Here is a 23,562-nt window from a genome sequence, read left to right as displayed (position 1 = left end):
AGGGTAGCCCCAGGTTCTGCTAGTCATATTGTGCCGTTCCGCCCTTTGGTTGAGCATCGTGCCGGTTGCGTTCACTTCTCGGGATGATGATCGGCGGGGAAACGCGGCCAGACCCTAGAGCCTCAAGTTGGTTTTGGCATCTACCGGATCTTGTAGTAGACGCTCCATCATCTGCATGGCACAAGCAATGAACGTGCTCAGAACCACTGTGGTGGTTCGATGATGTCCTGCAATCTGTACACGATATCGGGTTCCTCAGCGCGATCGAGACGAACGGCAGGCTGCCGGCCCCGGCCAGCGTGGTGACTTGATTTGCGTCAGTAAATCGCGCCGCGCTGGCCGTCACTCGCGGACACGAACTGAAAATTCGTATGGCCGCAACCGGCAGCCTGCCAGACCGGTTCGATGAGCGTGGCTTGGACAATTTCTGCTTCGATCGAAAGACCACCCTGACGCCGTCGAGCGGCGGGCTATCGCGTACTGTCTGGCTCAGCCGAAATGGCGGCTTATCGTGCAGTCCCACAAACACTCGGCATCACATGAAGATATCCCAAGCATTTAAGTTCGAGGCAGCGCACCGACTTCCAAACGTCCCGCAGACACATCGCTGTCATCGGGTGCATGGTCATTCCTATCGCGTCGAGGTCGTGCTGAACGGGGCCGTCGATCCGCACACCGGATTCGTAATGGATTTCTTGAACTTGGAGGAAGCGTTTGGACTTATTATAAAGAAGCTCGATCACCATTGCCTGAACGACGTCCCGGGACTGGAAAATCCGACGGCGGAAAATATCGCCATCTGGATCTGGGAGCACGCGAAACCGCGCCTCGGCCAACTCTCGAGCGTGAGGGTGTACGAGACGACGGATAGTTGGGCGGAATATGACGGGCCCGATCGCTGAATTCGTCGCTCATTTGGGACTGTGTCGATGCGGCGCGCCTGTCGTTCTTCGGCTCAGAAGCGGACTTGCTCGATCTGCGATTCGGCTCTTCATCCGCCACGCCCGCGGCCAGATTTCCGCGCTCACAGAAGAGCCCTTGGATCCGACCGGAGCGCCCGGTTTGGCTATGAGGACACCCATCACGTGACCGCATTCGAAAGGCTTCCGGCCAAACGATTCGGAATCCCGCGTTGTGCTAACCGCGGAACGATCTGAGGGATTCGTCCTCAGGAGCGAATTCGATGCTGATTGTACCGGCGAGACGACCCGCCATCCCGGACGCTGCGGCTGGGCGACTTGGTGCTGCAGCAGGTCGGCGCTAGCCGCCAATGCGAGGAGCACGGGTGGATGCAAGATCGCGCAAGCCCGCATGTGCGCGAGCGTGCCATAGACATCGCCGTCAATACCCCCCGTTCGACGCTTCGACGGGCGAAGCCTCAATTGACGCTGGCGAGGTGCCGGACTCGAGCGTCCGCGCTGACTGGTCACGGATGCATCCCTTGGCCGACTGGTTATTTCCACCCAACCAATAGCTGCGGACGTAAACCGGGCGAACAGCTGTCCACAGGAACCGATGCCTCGCCCCGCCGCATCCGATAGAGTGCAGTCAGGCCCGCACCGACCGCGGGTTCATCCCGGGAACCTCCGATCCCCAAACCTTAGCCGAAATGGCGGCCGCGCTCGAGTAATCGCCGGACTATCGCGTCTTGGCCGGCTCGTTTCGCGCCCAAAATTGGCGGGGACTGAATTTCTTGGCAACTATCTAAGCCTGCAGCACATCAGCGGTCTCTTTTCAGACAGCAATTGCAGCGCGGTCAGGAAGTGAATAATTCTCCACCAAGAACCAATTGAAAAATGGGTACACCACCCATTCGGGGAACATGGATTCTGTCCCTGTCCCGGGCGACGTCAATCTTGCGAGTTATGCTGCCGTGATGTCCGGCAAATCACGTGGCGGTGGCCTGCTCGGTCAGGTAACAACAGCATCCGCCTGTCGGAGCAGAAACGGATCCGTGACGCGCTCTTCGCCGAACACATGATTCTCCCCAAGCTTCGCACCACCGGCTTGAAGCTCCGGACGCGCAAGGGACCGTGAAACCCTCCCAGGCATCCGTCGCTCACCACATCTGCACAATGAAGCGGCCGTATTTGGTCGCGATGTAGTCCTTCACCTCGGGCAAGCAGTAGATCGAGACGAAGCGCAGCAGCCGCGGATCATCCTTCCTGTCCGCCGCCATGAACTGCAGGCACCCAGTGCGATCAAGTTACCGCGGTCGGCGAGCAGCGCCGCTACGCTAGCGGCGCGATCGAGCAAACCCGAGTTGATCGTTAGGATCATCGCTTGGCCAGGTGGGCATCGGATGCTCCGATGAAGGTGAGCTCGGCGGCGTTCTGGACGTGATCGGAACTCGCGTCGGCGCGGTGATCCGACGCGATCGCGACATAGAGCGCCGGCAGCACGAAAAGCGTGAACAGCGTGCCGATGGACATGCCCGCGACGACCACGAGCCCGATCGAGAAGCGGCTCGCGGCGCCAGCACCCGTTGCGGTCAACAAAGGTAAGAGGCCCGTGACCATCGCCGCGGTGGTCATCAAGATTGGGCGGAGGCGGACGCGCGCCGCCATCTCGATGGCCGAGCGGGAATCGAGTCTCTCCTTGAGCTGCAGCTGATTGGCGAACTGGACCATCAGAATACCGTGCTTGGATATCAGCCCAGCCAATGTCAACAGTCCGATTTGGGTGTAGATGTTCATCGTCGCCAAGCCAAAGAATAGCGGGATTAAGGCGCCGGCGATTGCCATGGGAACGCTGAACATGATGATGAGGGGATCGCGCAGACTTTCGAACTGCGCCGCGAGCACCAAGAAAATGACGATGAGTGCAAACGCAAAGGTGATGACTAGTTTGTTACCCTCCTGCACATATTGACGGGCGTCCCCGAGGAAGTCGTGGCTGAACTCTGCGGGCAGTTTCATTGCCTCGACGTCGAGGAAGTCCACAGCCTGACCGATCGTGACTCCGGGCATCGGTACGGCTTGGAAGGTCGCGGAGTTGACCTGGTTGTAGTGGGTGAGTGCGTTCGGATTGGTCGCAGTCTCGATGGAGACCACGGTCGATAGCGGCAGCATCGAGCCCGCCGCTGTCTTGACATAATAGCTCCCAAGTGATTCCGGCGTCAGGCGTTTCTCGCGCGGCACCTGCGGGATCACTTCGTAGGAGCGGCCCTGCAGGTTGAAGCGATTGACGTAGTTTCCGCCAAGGAGGGTCGCGAGCGCGCTACCGACGTTCTGCATGGTGATGCCAAGGTCGCTCGCCTTGGATCGATCGACCTTGATTCGCACCCCCGGCTGGTTGAACTCAAGGTCAGAGTCGCTGACCATGAACAGACCGCTCTTGCGCGCGGCATCCTTCAGCTCCGACATCTGCTCGTAGATGTACTGGAAACCGAGCGTCGATTTGATCACCATCTGCACTGGTAAGCCGCCGGAACCGCCCGGAAGCGGCGGCAAGCTAAAGGCAAATGCGTTGATGCCTTCCAGTTTGGACAGCTCGGCCTGGACCAGCGATTTCAGCGCGATCGATGAGCGCTTGCGCTCGGCCCAAGGCTTAAGCAACATCCCGGCCATGCCGCCCTGCGGACCGCTGATGCCGTTGAGCACGAAGCGAAAATCCGTCTCGGGAAACTTCTGGAGTGCCTTGTCGAGCTTGGCGCCGTAATAATCCAGGTAATCAATATTGGCGTATTTCGGCGCTTTTGTCAGTGCGAATACGATGCCCTGATCCTCCTCGGGTGCGAGTTCCTTGGAAGTGTGCATATACAGAAAGGCGACGAGGCCCAGCATGGTCAGCGCAAACAGCCCGGTAATCGGGCGATAGTCGAGCGAGCGGTCGAGCTTGCGGCCGTACCAGCGCGTCATAGCGCTGAACACACGATTCACAAACTTTGCAAACCGCCCCTCTTCAGCGCTCTTCAGGAAGACCGCGCACATCATGGGCGACAGCGTCAACGCGATCACGCCCGACACGATCACCGAACCCGCCAGTGTAAACGCGAATTCGCGGAACAGCGCGCCGGTGAGGCCGCCGAGAAAGCCGATGGGCGCGTACACGGCGGCCAACGTAATCGTCATGGAGAGGACGGGGCCGACGATCTCGCCCGCGCCGTTCGTAGCGGCCTGCGCGGGCGACGCACCTTCTTCCATATGGCGATGAACGTTCTCCACCACGACAATTGCGTCATCAACCACAAGACCGATCGCAAGCACCATCGCAAGGAGGGTCAGCAAATTGAATGAGAACCCCAGCGCCAGCATCATACCGCAGACGCCAATAATGGACAGCGGAATGGTGACGACCGGAATGATGACAGACCGCAGGGAGGCCAGGAACAGGAAGATCACCAACACCACGATCGCGACCGCCTCAAGGAGCGTCTTCTCCACCTCGTCTACCGATGATTGGATGAACTTGGTGGAGTCGTAGGCCACTTCCATCTTCAGCGATGGCGGCAGGCTGCGCTTCATTTCTGGAAGCAGTGCCCGAACGCCTCGCGCTATGTTCAGTGGATTACCTTCTGGGCTCGCCTGCACGGCGACGAAGATCGCGTGTTCGCCGTTCATCGCGACGCTGGCGTTTGTGCTCTGCGCCGCAAGCTCGACTGTCGCGATGTCCTCCATGCGCACAAAGCCGCCGTCGTTGGCTTTGACGATCATGCGCTTGAAGTCATCAACACTCCGCAGATCAGTGTTGACCGTGACGTCGGAGAGAGTGAAATAGCCCTTAGTCTGGCCGGCCGCAGCCTGGAAGTTGTTGGCCGCGATTGCAGCCGAAACATCAGCTGGCGACACGCCGTGGCCCGCCATTCTCGCGGGATCGAGCCATAACCGCATCGCAAAACTCTGGCCGCCGAGGATGTCTGCCGCTGCGACGCCGTCTACAGTTGACATAATCGGTTGCACCACGCGCGAGAGATAGTCGGAGATCGCGCTGGCCGTCAGTTCTTCGCTGGAGAAGGCGATATACATGACAGCTGTAGTCTGACCGGCAGATTTGGTGACGACCGGATCGTTCGATTCCTTAGGGATTAAATATTTGACCGAGTTGACCTTGGAGAGCACTTCAGTGAGCGCCTCGTTGGGCTCGAAATTGAGCTTGATATAGACCTGGATCGTCGAGGCACCGAGCACCGAGGAGGACGTAATGTAATCAACGCCTTCGGCCGAAGCGAGCGCTTGCTCAAGGGGCGTGGTGATGAACCCCTGGATCATGTCGGCGGAGGCGCCAGGATAAGAGGTTGTGATATTGACGACCGTGTTGGTCAGCTTAGGATACTGCCGGATTGGCAAAACGGTGGCCGCACCAATGCCGGTCAGCAGGATCAGGAGACTGACGACGATAGACAATATCGGACGTTTGATGAAGAGCTCGGTAAATGCCATCGCGATGCTCGCATTCAATAGACTGACGGAAATTGGCCAGTAAGCCAGGCTACAGCAACAGTCATCAACGCGGCGACTGTGGCCAGGGGCACCTTCTCAGGGTAGAGCCCCATGTTTCTCTTAAGCTAGCAACCGCCCCGGGGGGTCCGGCTCGAACCAGTAGAGCTGAGCCTCTGGGCAAAGCCGCAGACAATGTAAAGAGTCAGCTCCGTCGTAGCAGCCGATGTCCAAGATCACTGGGTCTTGCTTCTGGAGGAAGCACACAATGTGCTGATGGACCTCCAACACTTATCAACTCAGCTTAGGATTTCGCGCCGCCCCACCCTTCGGACAATCCAGCTTCGACGCTGAAACTACAGACAAGCCGACGGGCAGCTCAACTCTACAGAGGTAAGCGGGGGATATAGAACGGGTTGCATAACCTATACCAACGTTTGTCGACGAGCGGCGCCCGCATGAGCCGCGCGAGACTTGTGATGTTGTTCGAGAGCACAGGCGTTTTCCTTCGGTCTTGTGCTTCACGATGAACCGGCCATCTCGGGTCCGCCCGCAAGTAAGTGAACCCCAGGAAGGCGAAGGTCTCGGCCACCGCTCGCTGCGCGGCTGACGCGGGAGGGCCGCGAACCGCGCCAAACTCGATCAACCGGGTTTTGTCCGCATGGAGCGCCGGCCAGTCGCGCCTTGAGGGCCAAGAGCATTTCCTGGGCATCTGCCTTGCTCTCGAAGCCGATGACGAAGTCGTGCGCAAAGCGCACGGTCACAACGCGACCGCGTGCATGGCGACCGCTCCAGTGGTCGACCCAGCGATCGAGGAGGTAATGCAGGAAGATGTTGGAAAGGAGCGGACTGATCCTGCCCTTTGCGGTGTGTGTCTTGCTTCTCGCCGCTCTCAAGAACGCCAGCTCGCAGCCGCAGCTCGATGAGCTGCAGGATACGAGGATCGGCAATCCTGTGCGCCACCATCCGCAGCAGCCACTCGTGGTCGACCGAATCGAAGACACTGGATATGTCATGATAGCCGGATGCAGGGCATCAAGCTCCATCTGAGGATTCCGCCCCGGCCGGAAGCCGTAGGAGAACCCGAGGAATTCGACCTCATAGGCGGCGCTCAACACCTCGGCCACCGCGCTTTGGACGATCTTGTCCTCTAGCGGCCGGCACACCGAGAGGCCGCCTACCCCGTCGGCTTGGGGATGTAGACGCGCCGCACCGGCTGTAGCCGGTAGGGACAGTGTGGACCCGTGCGCAGAGATCGCGGATTGGTCCGTGAGCCCCTCTTCGTACTTTGCCTCCCTTATCCCATCGACCTCCGCGCCGGCCTGCGGGCTTTTGTCGTCGAAACGCCCGAAGCAGAGCGTCTTTCTCGATGTGGTGCAGCAGGGCTGTGAACCGGTTTGGACATATGGTCGGCATGTTCCCCAAGGAGAAGGCCATGGTTCGCCTCATTGGAGCGGTCCTGCTCGAACAGAACGACAATGGGCCGTCCAGCGCGCCCGTTACATGACGCTGGAAACCATCGCGCCTTTGAGCGATGATTCGAGCGTCAGCCTTCCGGCCGCCAGCTGAGCGGCCCGGCCCTCTTGCCGGCGAACCGGTTGCCCGAGCGCCAGTTACAGCATGCTGAGGAACACGAGTATTTCTGACAGTGCTTTTCGCGCCTTACTGCGGAGCTCACGAAGGCGCGATTGCTAGCTCTTGGAGCCTCGACGCAAGAGCGATCGAACAAGCGGAATAAGAAAAGACCCAATCATCGAAGGCTCCTTGGGCTCGGACCACCGCGTCTGGGCTGAACGTTACAGTTCGCCGGGGCTCTGCGGCAGCCACTACAATCTGTGGGGAACCGAGGACGGCTCCTACGCACCGGGCACCCGCACCCGCACCCGCACCCGCACCCGCACCCGCACCCGCACCCGCACCCGCACCCGCACCCGCACCCGCACCCGATAACAAACTTACGCCGCCGCCACCCGCAAGTATTTTTACTCTGCTTTGCTTAGCATTTCTGCTCTGGACTACGCGCCTCATCGCCAGGAATGCCCTCACGCACGCTGCGGCACTTGACGAATTTCATTTTCATTCGACGCTGCCGAAGCCAGCATGAGGGACGCGTTGCGAGTAATCGCTGCGGCTTGGCCGTAGCGCAGCGCGGAAATTTACGCTAGCTTCCGCTCGCGAGTTTGCAAATGCCTACCCGCATCCGATCTTTCCGACGACAACGAGCGACCATTCGACCGCTTGCCCCCTCCCATCCTCAGAGCTGGGATAATCCGGACAATGAGGAAATCTGGTTTGAGTTGGCGCGCGCCATCGGACGTCAGATCGCACGGGATGAAAATCATGGCTCGGGGCAGCCGATAGAGGACCGGCATGACGACACCGTCATCGAAGAAAACGGCCGTAATATACGCGCGCTATTCGAGCGACATGCAAAAGGCGAGCTCGATTGACGGTCAGCTGTTACTCTGCCGCAAGGTCGCATTGCGCAACAACCTCGATGTCGTCGGCGAGTTTGTGGATGCCGCAAAATCTGGTCTTACCGAAGGTGCGCGGGACGGCTATCAGCGCTTGCTCAACGGTGTGCGAAGCCAGCAGTTTGACGTAGTCGTCGTTGAGCATTTCGACCGCTTGTCGCGCGATCCCGCAACCATCCAGCGTCTCAAGCAGGTTTTCGAGTTCAACGGCGTTGAGTTGATGGATCAGAAAGGAGTCTACGCGACCGCCACTGACATTAGCATCGCAAGTCTGTACAACACGATTTACAAGCCGCAGCTCGCCGAAAAGGTTCGGCGCGGCCATGACAACGCTGTTGCGAACGGAAGAATTCCGGGCTCATACGCCTATGGTTATCGGCCGAGGCCGGGCGCGCCCGGCGAGCGCGTAATCGATGAGAACGAAGCAAAGATTGTGCTCCGCATCTTCAAAGAATATGCAGCGGGCCGCTCGACCCGAACTATCGCCGCTGACCTCACCCGCGAAGGCGTGCCCTCACCAGGGGCAACTCGTCACAAGAACAAGGCGGGTCGCACCACCTGGAACCATCAGTGCATCACAGGCGGTCGGCATGGTCGCGGCATTATCGGCAACGAACTATACATCGGCGAGATACATTGGAACGTTCGCTCGACAATTCTTAACCCAGAGACGCAGAAGAAACAGAAGCGCCGCAATCCAGCAGAACGCCACATTATCGTCAAAAAGCCAGAGCTGCGGATCGTTCCGCAAGGGCTCTGGGATCTAGCGCAGAAGGTTCGTAGGGTGCGCGCGGTATCTATGTTCGGACCGACTGGCCAGCCGCGGCGTCGCGCCGTGAGTCCGCGCAACAATGAGCACCCGCTTGCCGGTGTGCTCCGGTGTGGCGTCTGCAATGGCCATATGCGAATCGCTCAATCCTCGCGTAACGGTGCGCCGCGCGCGGCATGCGCGAGCGCGCATCAGCGGGGCACCTGCGAGCACACCCGTAGCTTTGATATGGACGTTCTGCTCGAGGATGCCTCCGAAAAAATCCAGGTGAAATTGCTTTCGCCGAAAGCCATTGGAGAGGCGATGCGTACTTGGAAGGAGGAGCGCAAAAACGATCGGAACAATGGCAGCGAACACAATAAGCTAGAGCGTCGACGCCGCGTATTGACTACCGAGATCGAACGCCTCTCTTATGCCATCGCAAATAGCCGCCGCAAGCCGGACGAATTGCTCAAGCGGATCGATGAGTGCGACCTGGAGCGGGAAAGCGTTGAAGAGCGCTTGCGGCTGCTGGGCGGTGGCGGCGAAAATATAGTTGGCTTCGATCGCCCGAAATTCAGTGACCGATACTCCTCGGAGGTTAGAAGGCTTATCACCGCGCTCAAAACCAATCCGAAGGCGATCGAAACTCGCATTGCCTTCCGCAACTTGATTGAATGCATAGTAGTGCATCCGGTTCGCAAGCGGATGCCCTACGAATATACGCCCTACCTGAACAGCTCCGCGCTTTACGGAAGGAACCTTTTTCCCGAAAACCGCAGCAAGGAGCGAGAGATCAGCACGTTTGCATACTACGACAATGGCAAGTCAGGGAAATCCGTGTCCTCGTAGTAGACGCGGACCTGCATGTGGTGGCGGCCGTCGCGGATCTCGCCGTCGAGATGAGCTGTCACGTCGCGAGCCTCTTCGCTTTCAGATAGAGGCCCGTTTTGCGCAAAAACGGCCGGCCGCGCAAGCTGGACTACGCGACCGCCGGCCCCCGTCCCAGCCTGACCTCGACGATCTCCGGCGGCACACCGACGCGGAGCGGCATGATGCTGCAACCGAGGCCGCCGGAGATGATGACGTCGCATTTCAGCCGGACATGACCATAGGCGAGCCGGAGGCCGTGCTGCGGTGGAACCGCCGGCGACCAGCCGAGCAGGCGGACCTGGCCGCCATGGGTGTGGCCGGACAGTTGCAACGCGACTCGGGCGGGCACACGCGGCGCGATATTGGGCTCATGCGCGAGCAGGATGATCGGCGCGTCGTCGCTGACCTTGGCAAGCGTCGCGTCGAGATCATCGGCGCCGAAGCGCCCCGTGCTCCGGAAGCGTCGCGCCGGCAGAAAGGCGAGCTGATCGCCGAGGCCCGCGAGCCAGAACGCGCGGCCGTCCTTGGCGAGCCGCACGACGTCGTTCTCGTAGACGGGAATGCCGGCCGCCTCCAGCGCGCGATGCGCGACCGTCGGCCCGTGCCCAGCCTGCTGCACGGTCCTGTCCACCCAATAGTCGTGGTTGCCCATGACGGCATGGACGCCGAGCGGCGCTTTCAGGCCGGCCAGCACCTTGGCCCATTCGTTCGCCGGAATGATGCGCGTGACCTGGTGCAGGCCGGCGACATAGTCGCCGAGCAGCACGATGATATCCGCGTTGAGCGCATTGGTGCGATCGACGATGGCCTCGATCCGCTCCAGCGACATCCAGGGATCGCAGGCATGGATGTCGGCGATCACCGCGATCTTCAGCTGGAAATCCGCCGGCCATTGCCGCGGGGTTGGATGATAGCGGGTGACGCGAAGCCGCAGCACCGGCTCGACGCCGACGCCATAGGCCGCGGTCGAGACGCCGAGGGCGGACAGGGCGCCGATGGAACGGATGAGATGACGACGCGTGATCATGGAAGCTCGATGGTGATGCAGCTCCTTGATGCGACCCTATTGGAGCAGAAATGGGGTGCGTTTGTGCAGACCCTCTGCACGAGATGACCGGAAATTAATGACGGCCGAGCAGTCCGTACTTGCGCAGATCAGTCGTCACTCTCGTCGGTGCCGAACAGGCCGAACTGTGCCGCCACATCGCGCGAGGGCTCGGCGATCCCGAGATGGCGGAAGGCGTGCGAGGTGAGCAGGCGGCCGCGCGGGGTCCGCTGCAGATAGCCACACTGGATCAGATAGGGTTCGATGATGTCCTCGATCGCATCGCGTGGCTCCGACAGAGCGGCGGCCATCGTCTCGACGCCGACCGGGCCGCCGCCATAGTTCTGCGCGATGGTCGTGAGGTAGCGGCGGTCCATGGCATCGAGGCCGGCGGCATCGACCTCGAGCGCGCTCAGCGCGTGGTCGGCAATCTTGCGATCGATCCTGTCGGCATCGGCCGCCGAGGCAAAATCGCGCACGCGGCGCAGCAGCCGGCCGGCAATACGCGGCGTGCCACGGGCGCGGCGCGCGATCTCGTTGGCGCCGTCCGCGCTCATGCCGACATTGAGCACCCGGGCGCCACGGGTGACGATGCTTTCCAGCTCTTCGATGGTGTAGAAATTGAGCCGGATAGGAATGCCGAATCGATCGCGCAAGGGATTGGTGAGCAGGCCGGCGCGCGTGGTGGCGCCGACGAGGGTGAATTTCGACAGCTCGATCTTGACCGAGCGAGCCGCCGGGCCCTCGCCGATGATAAGGTCGAGCTGGAAGTCCTCCATCGCGGGATAGAGCACCTCTTCCACTGCCGGGCTCAGGCGATGGATCTCGTCGATGAACAGCACGTCACGCTCTTCGAGATTGGTGAGCAGCGCGGCAAGATCGCCAGCCTTGGCGATCACCGGGCCCGACGTGGCGCGAAAGCCGACACCGAGCTCCTTGGCCACGATCTGCGCCAGCGTGGTCTTGCCAAGGCCCGGCGGACCGACGAACAGCACGTGATCGAGCGCCTCGCCGCGCTTGCGCGCCGCCTCGATGAAAATCGAGAGGTTCTTGCGCGCCTGCTGCTGGCCGACGAAATCGGATAGCGATTGCGGACGCAGCGCAGTGTCGCCGACATCATCGCTGCGGCGCTCGGGCGTGACCATGCGGGGAGGAGTGCTCATGCGGGCAGGATAACACGGTGCAGCGGTTTCGCGAGCCACCAGCACAGGCTGGCCGGCATGACAGCGACGATAGCGAGCATGGCGGACAGCTTCAGCGCCTCAGGCGCGGAACGGACACTCGGCAAGATCACTGCGGAGGTTTCGGCGGGCACAACGAACATGCCAAACCCGACGAAGCCGGCGGCGGCCACGGCCGCGGCGAGCCACGCCATCCAGATCATGTTGAGGTCGGCGTAGACCGCGGCCAGCGCGAAGATCAAGCCGGCGGCGACTGCGGGAAGGAACGAGGCGAGAACCGTGGCGATGGCCAGCAGCACGATCGCGATCGAAACCAGGGTGCGCAGTGCTTCCAGCTCGATGAGCGCAAGAAACATCTGCAGCACCGCGGCACCGAGCGTCGTCACCATCACCGAAACCAGCGCGGCGACCGTCAGCGGCCCCACAACGGCGAAGATCACGACGATACCGGCCACGCGCGAAAGGCGACGAAAAAGAACGGCGACGGGATTGGCGCGGGCCGCACTCACTTCGACAGCTCCTTCAGGCCCAGCCGGATGAGCTGCGCGGTCTCGGCGCTCTCGCCCGCGCTGCGCGAGGCCGATGCGATCGCGGCCGCGGCCTGCGGCTGGCCGTAGCCGAGATTGACCAGCGCGGAGATCGCGTCCGCCACGGGCCGGGGCGCGCGCTGGTCGTCCACGGCACCGGCGAGATGCACGACCGCCGGATCGACATTGGCAAAGGCCGGCGCCTTGTCCTTCAGTTCGGTGACGATGCGCTCCGCGACCTTGGGGCCGACACCAGGCGTGCGCGCCACCGCGGCCTTGTCGCGCAGCGCGATGGCGTTGGCGAGGTCGGACGGCTGCAGCGTGCCGAGCACGGCAAGCGCGACCTTGGCGCCGACACCCTGCACGGTCTGGAGCAGGCGAAACCATTCGCGTTCCTGGTCGCTGCGGAAGCCGAACAGCTTGATCTGATCCTCGCGCACATAGGTCTCGATCGACAGCACGGCGGCCTCGCCCGGCGAGGGCAGATGCTGCAGCGTGAGCGTCGAACAATGCACCTGATAACCGACACCGCCGACGTCGAGGATGACGAAATCCTCGCCGTAGGAATCGATCAGGCCCTTGAGCTTGCCGATCATAAGCCTGCCACCTTCAGCCGCAGCGCGGTGCTCTGGCGATGATGGGCATGGGTGATGGCAATGGCGAGCGCGTCGGCGGCGTCCGCGGACGGCGGATCGGCCTTGGGCAGCAAAATCTTGAGCATCATCGCGATCTGCTGCTTGTCGGCGTGGCCGGCGCCGACCACCGTCTTTTTCACCTGGTTCGGCGCGTATTCGGCAACACTGATGCCGAACATCGCAGGCGCGAGCATGGCGACGCCGCGGGCCTGGCCGAGCTTCAGCGTCGCGACTCCGTCCTTGTTGACGAAAGTCTGTTCGACCGCGGCTTCCATCGGCTTGTGACCGGACAGGATGGCGGCGAGCCCCTCATGGATCGCGAGCAGCCGGCTCGCCAGCGGCAAATCGTCCGGCGGTTCTACCGAGCCACAGGCAATGTAGATCAGGCGGTTGCCCTCGGCCTCGATCACGCCCCAGCCGGTGCGGCGCAGGCCAGGGTCGATGCCGATGATGCGAACGGGGCCACGAATCGGGAGCGTCGTCATGGGCCAGTGATAGCGGCTGGCCGCCGTGGGGGAAACAGAAACAGAACGGAAGTAACAGGGGAAGTGGCCCCCTACCCGCCCATCTTCGCCAGCAGCGCGTCCGACACCTCGAAATTGGCGTAGACGTGCTGGACGTCGTCGTGCTCGTTGAGCAGGTCCATCAGCCTGAGCAGCTTCTCGGCGGTCTCGTCGTCGACCGCGACGGTGTTCTGCGGCTTCCAGATCAGCGCGGCCTTGCGCGGCTCGCCGAACTTGGCTTCCAGCGCCTTGGCGACGTCGCGATAGCCTTCAGTCGAGGCGTAGATCTCGTGGCCGCCTTCGCTCGAGATCACGTCGTCGGCGCCGGCCTCGATCGCGGCATCCAGCACCGCATCGTCGGAGGCGACGCTGCGGTCGTATTCGACGATGCCGGTGCGGTCGAACATGAAGGACACCGAGCCGGTTTCACCGAGATTGCCGCCGGACTTGGTGAAGAAGGAGCGGATGTCGGAAGCCGCACGGTTGCGATTGTCGGTCAGCGCCTCGACGATGACGGCAACGCCGCCTGGGCCGTAACCCTCGTAGCGGATCTCGTCATAATTCTCGCCGTCATTGCCGAGCGCCTTCTTGACGGCGCGCTCGATATTGTCCTTCGGCATGTTCTCCTGACGCGCAGCGGTGATCGCTGCCCGCAGGCGCGGGTTCATGTTGGGGTCGGGCGTCCCCAGCTTGGCCGCAACGGTGATTTCCCGCGCCAGCTTGCCGAACAGTTTCGACTTCTGGGCATCCTGCCGCCCCTTGCGGTGCATGATGTTCTTGAATTGGGAATGTCCGGCCATGCGTGATCTTCTCTAGGGACTCGTGCGCCAAGGTGAGCGTGGGAAGCGCGGCCTTATAGGCCGCCACCCCCCTGGAAAGAAAGAGGCTCTACGACTTTAAGGTAACACCGTATGGGCCCGTGCCTAGATGTCAGGCACCGTTAACCCTGATTTCATTCCAGCCTGCGAAAATAGCCTCCGACCGTCCCCCGACAAGAGAGACCTGATGGCATTCGGACTATTTCGGAAGCGTCTGCCGGACATGGCTGCAACTGCGGCTGCCCCGCAGGCTGCGCAGCCGGCGGCCCATTCCGAGCCTGCCGCGGCCGTCGAGAGCGATTCGGCCAAGGAAATCCTGGAACTGCTGGAACTCGAGCTGGGCGCCATGATTCGCCAGCTCGAGCGCGCCGCCAATTCGGTAGCCGGCGGCGCCGAGGCGACCGCCACGACGCTTGCCGCCATCCGCGACCGCACCGACGCTCTGACCGGCCGGACCAACGCTGCACAATCGAACGCCTCCACCTTCGCCCATGCCGCCGACAAATTCACCCAGTCCGCGCTGGGCATCGGGGCGCAGGTCCGCGAGGCCGGCAAGCTCGCCGACGAGGCCAGCGCCGCGGCGCAGGAAGCCCGCGCCAACGTCGATCGCTTGCGCGAATCCTCGGCCGCCATCGGCAACGTCGTCAACCTGATCGCGCAGATCGCACGGCAGACGACGCTGCTCGCGCTCAACTCGACCATCGAGGCCGCGCGCGCGGGCGCTGCGGGAAGAGGCTTTGCGGTCGTCGCCACCGAGGTGAAGGCACTCGCGGTGCAGACCCAGGGCGCGACGGAGGAGATCACCAAAAAGATCGACGCGCTGCAGCGCGACGCCGCCGGCTCCGCGGATGCGGTGCACCGCATCTCGCAGGCGATCGAGGCGATCCGCCCGGTGTTCGAGACCGTCAACGGCGCAGTCGCCGAACAGAACGCCACCACCAGCGAAGTCTCCGGCAACGCGACAAGCGCGTCGGAGTTCATCATCTCGGTCGGCGAAAGCGCAGCCGAGATCGATGCTGCGACCAAGGCAGCCGAGAGCCACGGCGAGAACGTCGCCAGCGCCGGCAAGGCCGTGACCGCCTTCGCACAGAAACTGAAATCGCGTTGCGCCGTGCTGCTGCGCCAGAGCGAGCACGACGACCGCCGCAAGACCGAGCGGCTGCCCTGCCATCTCAAGCTCGAAACCGTCCGCGGCGTGCTGCCGGTCTACGAGATAGCGATGGACGGCGTGCTGATCGGCGGCGCGGACGCGGGCCGCCTTGCGTCGCAAGCAATGGTCGAAGGCACCCTCGAAGGCGTCGGCGTATGCCGCCTGCGCGTGGTCGAGCAATCCAAGGCCGGCGCCCGCGCGCAATTCGTCAATCCCGATGCTGCGCTCAGCGAGAAGATCGAGGACAGGCTCTGGTCGATCCACGAAGAGAACACCGAGTTCGTCACCCGCGCCATGGAAGCGGGCAACGCGCTGACCGCGATCTTCGAGCAGGCGGTTGCCCGCGGCGAGGTGAAGATCGACGACCTCTTCGACACTGACTACGCCGAAATCGCCGGAACCAATCCGCAGCAGTACCGCACCAGATATCTGGACTGGGCCGACCGCGCGCTGCCGGCGTTCCAGGAGGCTTTTCTGGCAAAGGACCCGCGCTTGGCGTTCTGCGCCATGGTCGACCGCAACGGCTTCCTGCCGGTGCACAACAGGATCTATTCGCATCCGCAGCGGCCGGGCGATGCTGCCTGGAACACGGCCAACAGCCGCAACCGGCGGATGTTCAACGATCCGGCGGGGTTGGCTGCCGCGCGCAACCTGCGCTCGTATCTGGTGCAGAGCTATGCGCGCGACATGGGGAACGGAAATACGGTGATGATGCGCGAGATCGACGTTCCGATCCGCGTGCAGGGCCGCCACTGGGGCGGATTCAGGACGGCCTACAAGCTCTAGTGCGCGCTCAGGCAAGACGCCAAGGCGCGAATCACCTCTTAGGTCCGGAATTGGAATGGGAATGCCGCGGAGAGCCGGCGAACGGCTCTGACTGGAGGACTCTCAAGACATGTCCGTCGTACAACTTGCAGTACTGGACACCGGCTCCAACCGAACGCTTGCCGAACGGCTGATCGATCAGCTCGCCGACCGCATCGGCGGCCTCGGCGTGGAACTCGCTGACATCGCCGGCAACGTCCAGGAAGTCGCAAGCCGCGTCGCGAACCAGTCGGAACGGTTTCATCATCTCCAGGAAACCGCCGAGACGATGGTGTCGGCCAATCACGACATCGCCAACGCGTCGCAGGCGGTGCAAACGACCACGTCAGCGGCGGTCGGCGAGATCGCGCAGTCGCGCGGCGCAGTCGACGCCGCGGTCAGCCACATCTCCGAGCTCGTTGCAGCCGTGGAGCGGATCGAGGCGCGCCTGAGCGCCGTCGGCTCCGCGCTGGCACAAGTCGCAAAAGTGTCGGGCTCGATCGAGGCGATCGCGAAGCAGACCAATCTGCTCGCGCTCAACGCCACCATCGAGGCGGCACGCGCCGGCAATGCCGGCCGCGGCTTCGCGGTGGTCGCAAGCGAGGTCAAGAACCTCGCGGAAGCCACGCGCCAGGCCACACACCAGATCTCCGACACCGTGCGCGATCTCGACGGCCAGATCGAAGGCCTGATCGGCGAGAGCAGCGACGCCTCGCAGCGTGCGAAGACGGCCGGCGAAGGCGCCCAGCGCATCTCCGGCATCATCTCGCGGGTCCAGCAGGGCTTCGCCTCCGTGGAAGCCGAGATCGGCAGCGTCACGCGCGCGGCGACCTCCAATCTCGGACACTGCGACACCGTCATCAGCGAGCTCAACGAACTCGCCAGGGGCGTCGACCTCTCCTCGCGCGATCTCAAGAACGCCGATCAGCGGGTGACGAAGCTGCTCGACACGTCCGAAGGCCTGATCGCGCTGATCGCCGACAGCGGCGTGGAGACATCCGATGCACCGCTGATCCGAACCGTCGTCGAGACCGCCAAGCGGATCTCCGACGAGTTCGAAGCGGCCATCGGCCGCGGCGAGATCACGCTCGACCAGTTCATGGACGAGAACTACCGGGAAATCCCCGGCACCGATCCCAAGCAGTACAACACTGACTATGTCGACTTCACCGACCGCTTGCTGCCCGCGATCCAGGACCCGATCCAGAAGTCCGATCCCCGCATCGTGTTCTGCGTCGCCTGGGCCAAGGGCGGCTATCTGCCGACGCACAACCCGAACTACCGCCTGCCGCAGGGCAAGGACCCGGTCTGGAATAACGCCAATTGCCGCAACCGCCGCCTGTTCACCGATCGCGCGGTGCAGAAGGTCGCGGCCAACACCAAGCCGTTCCTGCTGCAGACCTATCGCCGCGACATGGGCGGCGGGCAGTTCGTTCTGATGAAGGATCTGTCCTCGCCGATCATGATCCGCGGCAAGCACTGGGGCGCCTTCCGGATGGGCTTTCGGCAGAGCTGACGGTCGTCGCGACGCGCTTACGGCGGCGGCGCATGGCGTCCTTGAATCAAAAACCTCGAAAACAACCCCATGCACGGTAGCCGGGGCGAGCAGAATCAAGGACTTAAGCGCCTGATGAATCCGTCGATCCAGTAGGTGCCTGTTGAGGCCATTGCGCCGTCGGGCAAAACAGGCGTAGAGTGCTATTATTCCGAAATCCGCACCCCTCCTTGCAGAGGATCATGAGGAGTGAAACTATTTACGTTCATCCAATGCGTGGAGAGGGCGAAGAACAGCCATGCGCTATTACCCGGGCAAGGACCTCGAAGAAAGCCACCGCAGCACACTTGACGAGCATCCGCACGCAACGGGCGCCGTGCAGCAGCAGATAAAACGCGCACGCGCACAGATGGCCGCATCTGAAGAACTTCTGCGTCGACCAGCAATCAGCGGCACCGGACCTGCTGCGATGCCCACGGCCGCAGCTTGCCTGGAATTCGCCGCTGCGTTCAGATGCAGGGCCGCTGAACCCGGCACACCCGAGCGAACACTGAACATCTTGAAGAATATATCCCGCAGTTTTACCGGCCTCGCGAGCCAGCTCGCGATACTGGAGGCTGCGGATAAGGCAGACCGCAGCGCCTCTATTTAGGGCACGCTGTTGCCACTTTTGATAAAACCTTTTTCCGGTACGCCGCGTACTAAGGAGAATGGACGATCCTGACGAAGACCCTGCGGGCAACGACGCGCCGGAGCGGAAACAATCACCTATAGAGCAGGCGCGGCAGCTACTTGCCGAACATATTGACGACCTGCGCGCCCTCGTTGAGAAGCTCCGGCGCAAGATGAATTAAGGTCGTTCTTCAGGCTGGATACGGTAGGGGCTCGGCAGCTGTCTGGTAGCCCGGCGCTGGCGGCGCGCTGTACGGCCTTCCGGGCCTACGTTGAGGTGGCCCGGTAGCTGTGCTTGCCAAATCGGATTACTTCTTCTGCTCCGTGGTCGTCGCAGCGGCCGGGGTGCCGTCGCGAGCGTCCCGTCGCTCGTCACGTCCTGTACGCCTCTCTTGGCGCCGCTCTGTGCGTCCCGTGCGGCGTTCCTGTCGCCGCTCGGTTCGCCCGCTGCGCCGCTCCTGTCGGCGTTCTGTGCCTGACTTCGGCACGTCCGCTGGCGGCGTGGTAGGCGCGGCGGCTGGCGCGGTGGTTTGAGCAACAGCCTCTGAGGCCGCAAAAATTGCGGACGAAGCCAAAAGCCCAAACACTCCTGCGTATCCAAGGAAGGTTAGTGCGTTGCGACGACAGAGCTGTTTCGGCTCCGAACGTTCATTCATGTTCAGGCTCCCGGTTGCTGCCCCGTCAGAGCATGTCACCAGCGTCGGTGGCCGAGTTATTGATCTGGATCAACCTGGCCCGGTGCTTCAAGCCACGTTGGGATTTCCGTCGATGGGATCGACACTCTCGGAAAGTGAGGGATGATGGTCCCTGCAGTGACGATCAGTCCGTCGTTGAATTTGGTTCGCGCAAAATCCTTGGCTGCTGCTTCGCTTTCAAACGTGTTGGTCAGGCGCGGATGTCGCCGCCTTGACAGTGTGCCGTCCGGCGGCACTTCAAAAGTGACGTACCAAGTGTGTTTCATGCCCTAATGCCGCCCCCGGCGGTACCACTGGCCTATCCTCGCCAGACAAAGAAAAACCGCCACCGGGACGAAACGATGACGGCTTCCTCCTGGCTTGCGAAATCGGCCTTTACCGCCTGGCTCCGACGCGATTGACGCCGCCATTCGCATTGCCACCGGCGTTATGACGCACTGCAGCGCGCGCCACCGGGCGCGGCCTGAGCACGACGCCTGCCCGGGCAACGCAGCCCACCGGGTAAGCAGTGTACTGGCAATACACGACCGCATTGGCTGGGCCTGGAGTTAGCGTGAGACCTGCAAGGCCCAACAGGGCGCTAGCAGCAATCCCGGCAACAGTCGCTGACCTGATCGAAAGAAGCTTTCTCGAATGCATGGCGGACCTCCCTTTTCGCACTTGCGTCACCGAAAGTGACGGAAGCCGCCTCAGGTGCGGCTCAACACAGCGTAGGCGTCGCAGTGCGCGGGTTCGATTGATCTACATCAACCTCACGCGCGGAGTGAGCCGCAATCTCGCGAGCGGGGCTTAGTGAATTCATGGAAGGGTTCCATCATGCTCCGCTATATTCTCGCTCCTCTTGCCGCTTTCGTTTTGCTCATCGTCTGCTTGATCCCCGATGATGCCGAGGCTCGGCGCGGCGGAGGTGCCTATCGGGGTGGCGGCGGTTACCGCGGCGGTGCGGTCGCGGTTCGAGGACCGCGGGGCGGCGGCGCTGTTGCAGTGCGCGGCGCAGGTTATCGGGGCGGCTATCGCGGCTATGGCTATCGCGGCTACGGTGTGGGAGCGGCAGCGGTCGGCGCGGCTGCCGTTGGCGCTGCTGCGTACCGCCGCAGTTGCTACGATTATTACGGAAACTATATTTGCGCCTATTGATCCGTAGCGACGCGCGATAGCGCGGCTTGGTCTCTGCGCGCGCAAGCAATCGCTGGCGGTGACCGTCCGACGATGGCGACCCAGCGTCATCGGTCTGCAGGTACGATCTGCAGGTACTCTTGGCGACGTGGCCTATCGCGGGGACCGCGCTACGCCCCGCTATGAACTCTTGCGGACCTGCTTGTGTCAGAATTGCCCGTAGTTTCCCCTTGTCTCCGCTTGTTGATAATCTAATCGAGCGGATACGGTACTCCACTTGGATCGGGGCTCGGACCGCGATGCTTTTCTGGCTGTCTCGCTCATGGCGAACCTGTCGGGTGCGGAGCTTCACCGCCGGGCTGAGCATCGCATTGTTGATCGCGATGACAGGCCAAAGTCCGGCAGCCGATCCACAGCCAAAGCGAGTACTGATGCTGCATTCATTCGGTCTCAGGTTCAGGCCTTGGACCGATTATTCGGAAGCCCTTCGCGCCGAGCTGAGCCGACGGGCATCCATTGAATTTCAAGACCAATCGCTGCTGAATGCCCGGCGAAGCAGCGACAAGTCGGACGCCCCCTTTGTCGAGTATCTTCGTTCCCTCAATATAGACCAGCCGCCCGACCTGATCGTCGCGATCGGTGCGCCTGCTGCCAATTTCGTGCAGGCGCACCGCAAGGACCTCTTTGCAACTACGCCGATGCTGTACACTCTGGTAGAGCGACGCCGCGTGGACTTCGATAAATTGACCAAGTACGACACCGTCGTGGCAATCACGAACGACGATCCTGTTTTCTTTGAAAATATCCTGCAGGTCCTACCTCAAACAACTACGATTGCCATCGTAGTCGGTGCTTCGCCGAGCGAAACCTGGTGGCGTAACGAGGTCGCCAAGTCCACCGCGCGGTTCGCGGATCGTGTCCAGTTTCGATGGTACAATGAACTTTCCTTCGAAGACATGCTCAAGGATGCGGCCAACCTTCCGCCGCACAGTGCGATTTTCTGGATTGGTTTGAATGTCGATGCGGCGGGAGTGGCGCATGAAGGTAACACTGCGTTTACCCGATTTTACAGCGTAGCCAATGCACCCATCTTTTTTCACGACGAAAGTTTTTTCGGAGAGGGCATCGTCGGTGGACCAATGCAGGTCGTCGCCAGACAAAGCAAGCAGGCGGCGGAAGTCGCGCTTCGCATCCTCAATGGCGAAAATGTTGCCGACATCAAGCCGAGTTTTGTCCAGCTGGCCGCGCCTATGTTTGACTGGCGACAACTGCAGCGCTGGGGAATTCCTCAAAGCAGACTGCCGCCTGACAGCACGGTTTACTTCCGGGAGCCCAATTTGTGGGAGCGATATTGGTGGCAAATCACGTTCACTATCGCGCTTGTCCTCGCGCAAGCGGGACTGATCGCACTTTTACTATTTGAGCATCGTCGTCGTCAATTCGCCGAAGTACAGTCGCGGCAGCGCATGACTGAACTGGCCCACGTCAATCGCTTCGCGACCGCTGGCGAACTGACCGCCTCGATTGCTCACGAGATCAACCAGCCGCTTGGGTCTATTCTGACGAACGCCGAAACCGCAGCCGCGATCCTGCAATCGCAGCGTCCCGATATCGCCGCGCTTTCTGATGTTGTCGAGCTCAGGGAAATTGTGAGCGATATTTTGCAGGATGACCGGCGTGCCACCGAGGTCATTCGCAGGATGCGCAGCCTCCTCAAAAAGGCGCCGTTCGAATTGAAGCGATTGGACCTCAATGAAATTGTGCAAGAGACGATCAGGTTTCTTTCGGCGCTGACCGTCAGCCGAAAATTCGAAATGGCCAACGTGATCACGGCGGAGGCTCTACCGATCCTCGGCGACCGCATTCAGCTTCAACAAGTCATTTTGAACCTTGTGCTGAACGGGGTCGAGGCTATGAAGGACACGCCTCACGAAAGCCGCACTATCACCATCCGGACTGCGCGCGCCGATCAATTTGCCGAGCTATCCGTATCAGATCGCGGGCCCGGCATTCCAGAAGACAAATTGAAACAGGTTTTCGAGCCGTTTTACACCAGCAAAGCCGAAGGCATGGGCATGGGCTTGTCCATTGCGCGCACCATTATCGAAGCGCACAACGGGTCCATATCAGCGAGCAATCGAGAGCACGGCGGTGCCTCGTTCACGATCAGGCTTCCTTTTGTCGGTTGATCCAAAACCGCGCCTGTTGGCCGAACACCGTGGTAGCGCGTTTGCTGGCCCCTGAGGCAACCATCGTCGCGCTTCCTCTTTCAATGTTTTTTCGAAAGCAGCGTCCGTCTTCGCGCGAGCGTAGACCCGCATGAATGCATCGCAGGCGACCGCGTTGCCGCCATTGCGGGCGAGACGTGGTCGTACAGAGCATCGTCTTCGGGCGAGCGTTGAGGCTTCCACCAAAGCGCTAGCCGCCCAAACGATGGCAGCGGCAATGGCACCGCAGAATAGGCCGACAAAAAAGCCCTTCATCTTCTGACGTTCCCCCCGACCTGCGAAGATCAGGTCATCGCCCACACTCGGAGCCTACGCCTGATCCGACCGGACATCGGCACCCATCACCCCAGAGATTGTCTCAGGGCCTGAGGCCGGGGTCCTTGGACGGGCATAGAACTGTGCGGGGACCGCGCGACCCATAGATTGAAGATATTTCACCCGGGCGTTTTCGGGTTGCGTTGCGGGTTGGTACCAAATTGTGGGGCATGTTCCGGTAGTCCTCCCGAGCGTATGACGGAGCACGAATTCGCATGTCAAAGACATGTGCCCCCGTAGAAGCAAGCGCATTTGCGGTCGCAAAAGCTCATCATCTCTACCACTTGATGAGGTCTGCTAGCCGTGCCAGCCTGATAGTGCACCTCGCGTTGCGATTGGGACTGCATGTTGAAGGCGTTCGCATTATCGATTTGTGCTGGCTTCCTTCTGCAAGCGACTTGTCATGCTGCGGAGCTGACAGAAGACACCGCATTCGGCCCCGCGCCAGTCGCGCCAAAGGTTGACTTCCAGTCGCTTCGGATCAAGGGGCTTATCGTGGCGCTGCCTGGCCCGCAGGACACCGTCGATCCCGATTTCGCCGGCATCCGATCAAGTCTCGCGGCACTCGGGATCGGCTACGTCGGCTACACGAACAACAACTTATACGACAACATGCTGCCCGCCGAACGGAGCACGTTTGGCCAGCAGGTCTATAATGGTCAAAAGCCAACCTTCTTCACGAATAACGTGATGCAGATGACTTACGACCTCAGCAGATACGGGATTTCCGACGGTCAGATCGCGGTTGGCGGCATCTACAATTACGACACCTGGGCACCGGCCGGACCGAACGCATTTAGCCTTGCGACACTCAGCTATTATCAGACTTTCCTGAACCGGCAGGTGGAATTGAAGGTTGGATATTTGGCCAATGTCGTTGAGTATTGGGGACCATTTCTGGCAGG

At 61.5% G+C, this 23,562-nt stretch carries 17 protein-coding genes and 3 pseudogenes; 10 read left to right on the top strand and 10 right to left on the bottom strand.

Features of this window, described 5'->3' with window-relative positions:
* Window positions 1–539: 539 nt before the first annotated feature.
* On the top strand, window positions 540–902 hold the full coding sequence (gene queD / locus AC0L2F_RS28315; protein ID WP_473250704.1) for a 6-carboxytetrahydropterin synthase QueD: 363 nt from the start codon (window positions 540–542) through the stop codon (window positions 900–902).
* Between the two features lie 1,374 nt (window positions 903–2,276).
* Here queD and AC0L2F_RS28310 read toward each other — a convergent pair.
* Window positions 2,277–5,381: an efflux RND transporter permease subunit gene (locus AC0L2F_RS28310; protein WP_473250672.1), complete on the bottom strand. Its 3,105-nt coding sequence runs from the start codon at window positions 5,379–5,381 to the stop codon at window positions 2,277–2,279.
* A gap of 1,405 nt (window positions 5,382–6,786) precedes the next feature.
* Between AC0L2F_RS28310 and AC0L2F_RS28305 the strand changes: the two are divergent.
* A pseudogene (locus AC0L2F_RS28305) lies at window positions 6,787–6,947 on the top strand (IS256 family transposase); the annotation flags it as partial.
* A gap of 801 nt (window positions 6,948–7,748) precedes the next feature.
* Window positions 7,749–9,452 carry a recombinase family protein gene (locus AC0L2F_RS28300; protein ID WP_473250671.1) on the top strand — a complete coding sequence of 568 codons (1,704 nt, stop codon included), beginning with the start codon at window positions 7,749–7,751 and terminating at the stop codon, window positions 9,450–9,452.
* Here the strand turns inward: AC0L2F_RS28300 and AC0L2F_RS28295 are convergent.
* The 7 genes and pseudogenes from AC0L2F_RS28295 to AC0L2F_RS28265 all read right to left on the bottom strand — a co-directional run.
* Window positions 9,434–9,505 (bottom strand): annotated as a pseudogene (locus AC0L2F_RS28295) (acyl-CoA thioester hydrolase); the annotation flags it as partial. The gene AC0L2F_RS28300 and the pseudogene AC0L2F_RS28295 sit on opposite strands and share 19 nt — an antisense overlap.
* 77 nt (window positions 9,506–9,582) lie before the next feature.
* The gene (locus AC0L2F_RS28290) at window positions 9,583–10,500 is read right to left on the bottom strand and encodes a metallophosphoesterase (protein WP_473250670.1); all 918 of its coding nucleotides are present in this window, start codon (window positions 10,498–10,500) and stop codon (window positions 9,583–9,585) included.
* Window positions 10,501–10,628: 128 nt separating this feature from the next.
* Window positions 10,629–11,681: a Holliday junction branch migration DNA helicase RuvB gene (ruvB, locus tag AC0L2F_RS28285; protein WP_473250669.1), complete on the bottom strand. Its 1,053-nt coding sequence runs from the start codon at window positions 11,679–11,681 to the stop codon at window positions 10,629–10,631.
* Window positions 11,678–12,208: a hypothetical protein gene (locus AC0L2F_RS28280; RefSeq protein ID WP_473250668.1), complete on the bottom strand. Its 531-nt coding sequence runs from the start codon at window positions 12,206–12,208 to the stop codon at window positions 11,678–11,680. Before AC0L2F_RS28280 ends, ruvB begins: the two co-directional genes overlap by 4 nt.
* Window positions 12,205–12,822: a Holliday junction branch migration protein RuvA gene (gene ruvA, locus AC0L2F_RS28275; protein WP_473250667.1), complete on the bottom strand. Its 618-nt coding sequence runs from the start codon at window positions 12,820–12,822 to the stop codon at window positions 12,205–12,207. The genes AC0L2F_RS28280 and ruvA overlap by 4 nt, the downstream gene beginning before the upstream one ends.
* Window positions 12,819–13,346, bottom strand: a complete 528-nt coding sequence (ruvC, locus tag AC0L2F_RS28270; RefSeq protein ID WP_007605552.1) for a crossover junction endodeoxyribonuclease RuvC — start codon at window positions 13,344–13,346, stop codon at window positions 12,819–12,821. The genes ruvA and ruvC overlap by 4 nt, the downstream gene beginning before the upstream one ends.
* 71 nt (window positions 13,347–13,417) lie before the next feature.
* On the bottom strand, window positions 13,418–14,164 hold the full coding sequence (locus tag AC0L2F_RS28265; protein ID WP_007605550.1) for a YebC/PmpR family DNA-binding transcriptional regulator: 747 nt from the start codon (window positions 14,162–14,164) through the stop codon (window positions 13,418–13,420).
* A gap of 205 nt (window positions 14,165–14,369) precedes the next feature.
* Here AC0L2F_RS28265 and AC0L2F_RS28260 point away from each other — a divergent pair, with 205 nt between their 5' ends.
* The 4 genes from AC0L2F_RS28260 to AC0L2F_RS28245 all read left to right on the top strand — a co-directional run bounded on the left by AC0L2F_RS28260 (window position 14,370) and on the right by AC0L2F_RS28245 (window position 18,485).
* On the top strand, window positions 14,370–16,118 hold the full coding sequence (locus tag AC0L2F_RS28260; RefSeq protein ID WP_473250666.1) for a methyl-accepting chemotaxis protein: 1,749 nt from the start codon (window positions 14,370–14,372) through the stop codon (window positions 16,116–16,118).
* Between the two features lie 109 nt (window positions 16,119–16,227).
* The gene (locus tag AC0L2F_RS28255) at window positions 16,228–17,652 is read left to right on the top strand and encodes a methyl-accepting chemotaxis protein (protein ID WP_473250665.1); all 1,425 of its coding nucleotides are present in this window, start codon (window positions 16,228–16,230) and stop codon (window positions 17,650–17,652) included.
* A gap of 277 nt (window positions 17,653–17,929) precedes the next feature.
* Window positions 17,930–18,283: a hypothetical protein gene (locus AC0L2F_RS28250; protein WP_473250663.1), complete on the top strand. Its 354-nt coding sequence runs from the start codon at window positions 17,930–17,932 to the stop codon at window positions 18,281–18,283.
* A 58-nt stretch (window positions 18,284–18,341) separates the two neighbouring features.
* The gene (locus AC0L2F_RS28245; RefSeq protein WP_473250662.1) at window positions 18,342–18,485 is read left to right on the top strand and encodes a hypothetical protein; all 144 of its coding nucleotides are present in this window, start codon (window positions 18,342–18,344) and stop codon (window positions 18,483–18,485) included.
* A gap of 530 nt (window positions 18,486–19,015) precedes the next feature.
* On the opposite strand, the gene AC0L2F_RS28240 is transcribed toward AC0L2F_RS28245, so the two are convergent.
* Both AC0L2F_RS28240 and AC0L2F_RS28235 read right to left on the bottom strand, forming a co-directional pair.
* Window positions 19,016–19,264: a hypothetical protein gene (locus AC0L2F_RS28240; protein WP_473250660.1), complete on the bottom strand. Its 249-nt coding sequence runs from the start codon at window positions 19,262–19,264 to the stop codon at window positions 19,016–19,018.
* 109 nt (window positions 19,265–19,373) lie between these two features.
* Window positions 19,374–19,637 (bottom strand): hypothetical protein, encoded by a 264-nt coding sequence (locus AC0L2F_RS28235; protein WP_007605545.1) that lies wholly within the window; start codon window positions 19,635–19,637, stop codon window positions 19,374–19,376.
* 177 nt (window positions 19,638–19,814) lie between these two features.
* On the opposite strand from AC0L2F_RS28235, the gene AC0L2F_RS28230 reads away from it, so the two are divergent.
* From AC0L2F_RS28230 to AC0L2F_RS28220, 3 genes and pseudogenes are all read left to right on the top strand, one after another.
* On the top strand, window positions 19,815–20,135 hold the full coding sequence (locus AC0L2F_RS28230) for a hypothetical protein (RefSeq protein ID WP_245313309.1): 321 nt from the start codon (window positions 19,815–19,817) through the stop codon (window positions 20,133–20,135).
* A gap of 278 nt (window positions 20,136–20,413) precedes the next feature.
* Window positions 20,414–22,303, top strand: coding sequence for a sensor histidine kinase (locus AC0L2F_RS28225; RefSeq protein ID WP_473250659.1), 1,890 nt, complete (start codon window positions 20,414–20,416; stop codon window positions 22,301–22,303).
* Window positions 22,304–23,002: 699 nt separating this feature from the next.
* Window positions 23,003–23,562: pseudogene (locus AC0L2F_RS28220) on the top strand (hypothetical protein); the annotation flags it as partial.

The sequence above is a fragment of the Bradyrhizobium sp. Ken64 genome, from assembly GCF_055807555.1.
Note: the sequence above shows the minus strand (reverse complement) of the source record. Positions and strands in the feature narration are given on the sequence as shown.

Coding starts and splice junctions, on each gene's coding strand:
- queD (WP_473250704.1), top strand. CDS start 540: ATGAAGATATCCCAAGCATTTAAGTTCGAGGCAGCGCACCGACTTCCA.
- AC0L2F_RS28310 (WP_473250672.1), bottom strand. CDS start 5,381: ATGGCATTTACCGAGCTCTTCATCAAACGTCCGATATTGTCTATCGTC.
- AC0L2F_RS28300 (WP_473250671.1), top strand. CDS start 7,749: ATGACGACACCGTCATCGAAGAAAACGGCCGTAATATACGCGCGCTAT.
- AC0L2F_RS28290 (WP_473250670.1), bottom strand. CDS start 10,500: ATGATCACGCGTCGTCATCTCATCCGTTCCATCGGCGCCCTGTCCGCC.
- ruvB (WP_473250669.1), bottom strand. CDS start 11,681: ATGAGCACTCCTCCCCGCATGGTCACGCCCGAGCGCCGCAGCGATGAT.
- ruvA (WP_473250667.1), bottom strand. CDS start 12,822: ATGATCGGCAAGCTCAAGGGCCTGATCGATTCCTACGGCGAGGATTTC.
- ruvC (WP_007605552.1), bottom strand. CDS start 13,346: ATGACGACGCTCCCGATTCGTGGCCCCGTTCGCATCATCGGCATCGAC.
- AC0L2F_RS28265 (WP_007605550.1), bottom strand. CDS start 14,164: ATGGCCGGACATTCCCAATTCAAGAACATCATGCACCGCAAGGGGCGG.
- AC0L2F_RS28260 (WP_473250666.1), top strand. CDS start 14,370: ATGGCATTCGGACTATTTCGGAAGCGTCTGCCGGACATGGCTGCAACT.
- AC0L2F_RS28255 (WP_473250665.1), top strand. CDS start 16,228: ATGTCCGTCGTACAACTTGCAGTACTGGACACCGGCTCCAACCGAACG.
- AC0L2F_RS28250 (WP_473250663.1), top strand. CDS start 17,930: ATGCGCTATTACCCGGGCAAGGACCTCGAAGAAAGCCACCGCAGCACA.
- AC0L2F_RS28245 (WP_473250662.1), top strand. CDS start 18,342: ATGGACGATCCTGACGAAGACCCTGCGGGCAACGACGCGCCGGAGCGG.
- AC0L2F_RS28240 (WP_473250660.1), bottom strand. CDS start 19,264: ATGAAACACACTTGGTACGTCACTTTTGAAGTGCCGCCGGACGGCACA.
- AC0L2F_RS28235 (WP_007605545.1), bottom strand. CDS start 19,637: ATGCATTCGAGAAAGCTTCTTTCGATCAGGTCAGCGACTGTTGCCGGG.
- AC0L2F_RS28230 (WP_245313309.1), top strand. CDS start 19,815: ATGCTCCGCTATATTCTCGCTCCTCTTGCCGCTTTCGTTTTGCTCATC.
- AC0L2F_RS28225 (WP_473250659.1), top strand. CDS start 20,414: ATGCTTTTCTGGCTGTCTCGCTCATGGCGAACCTGTCGGGTGCGGAGC.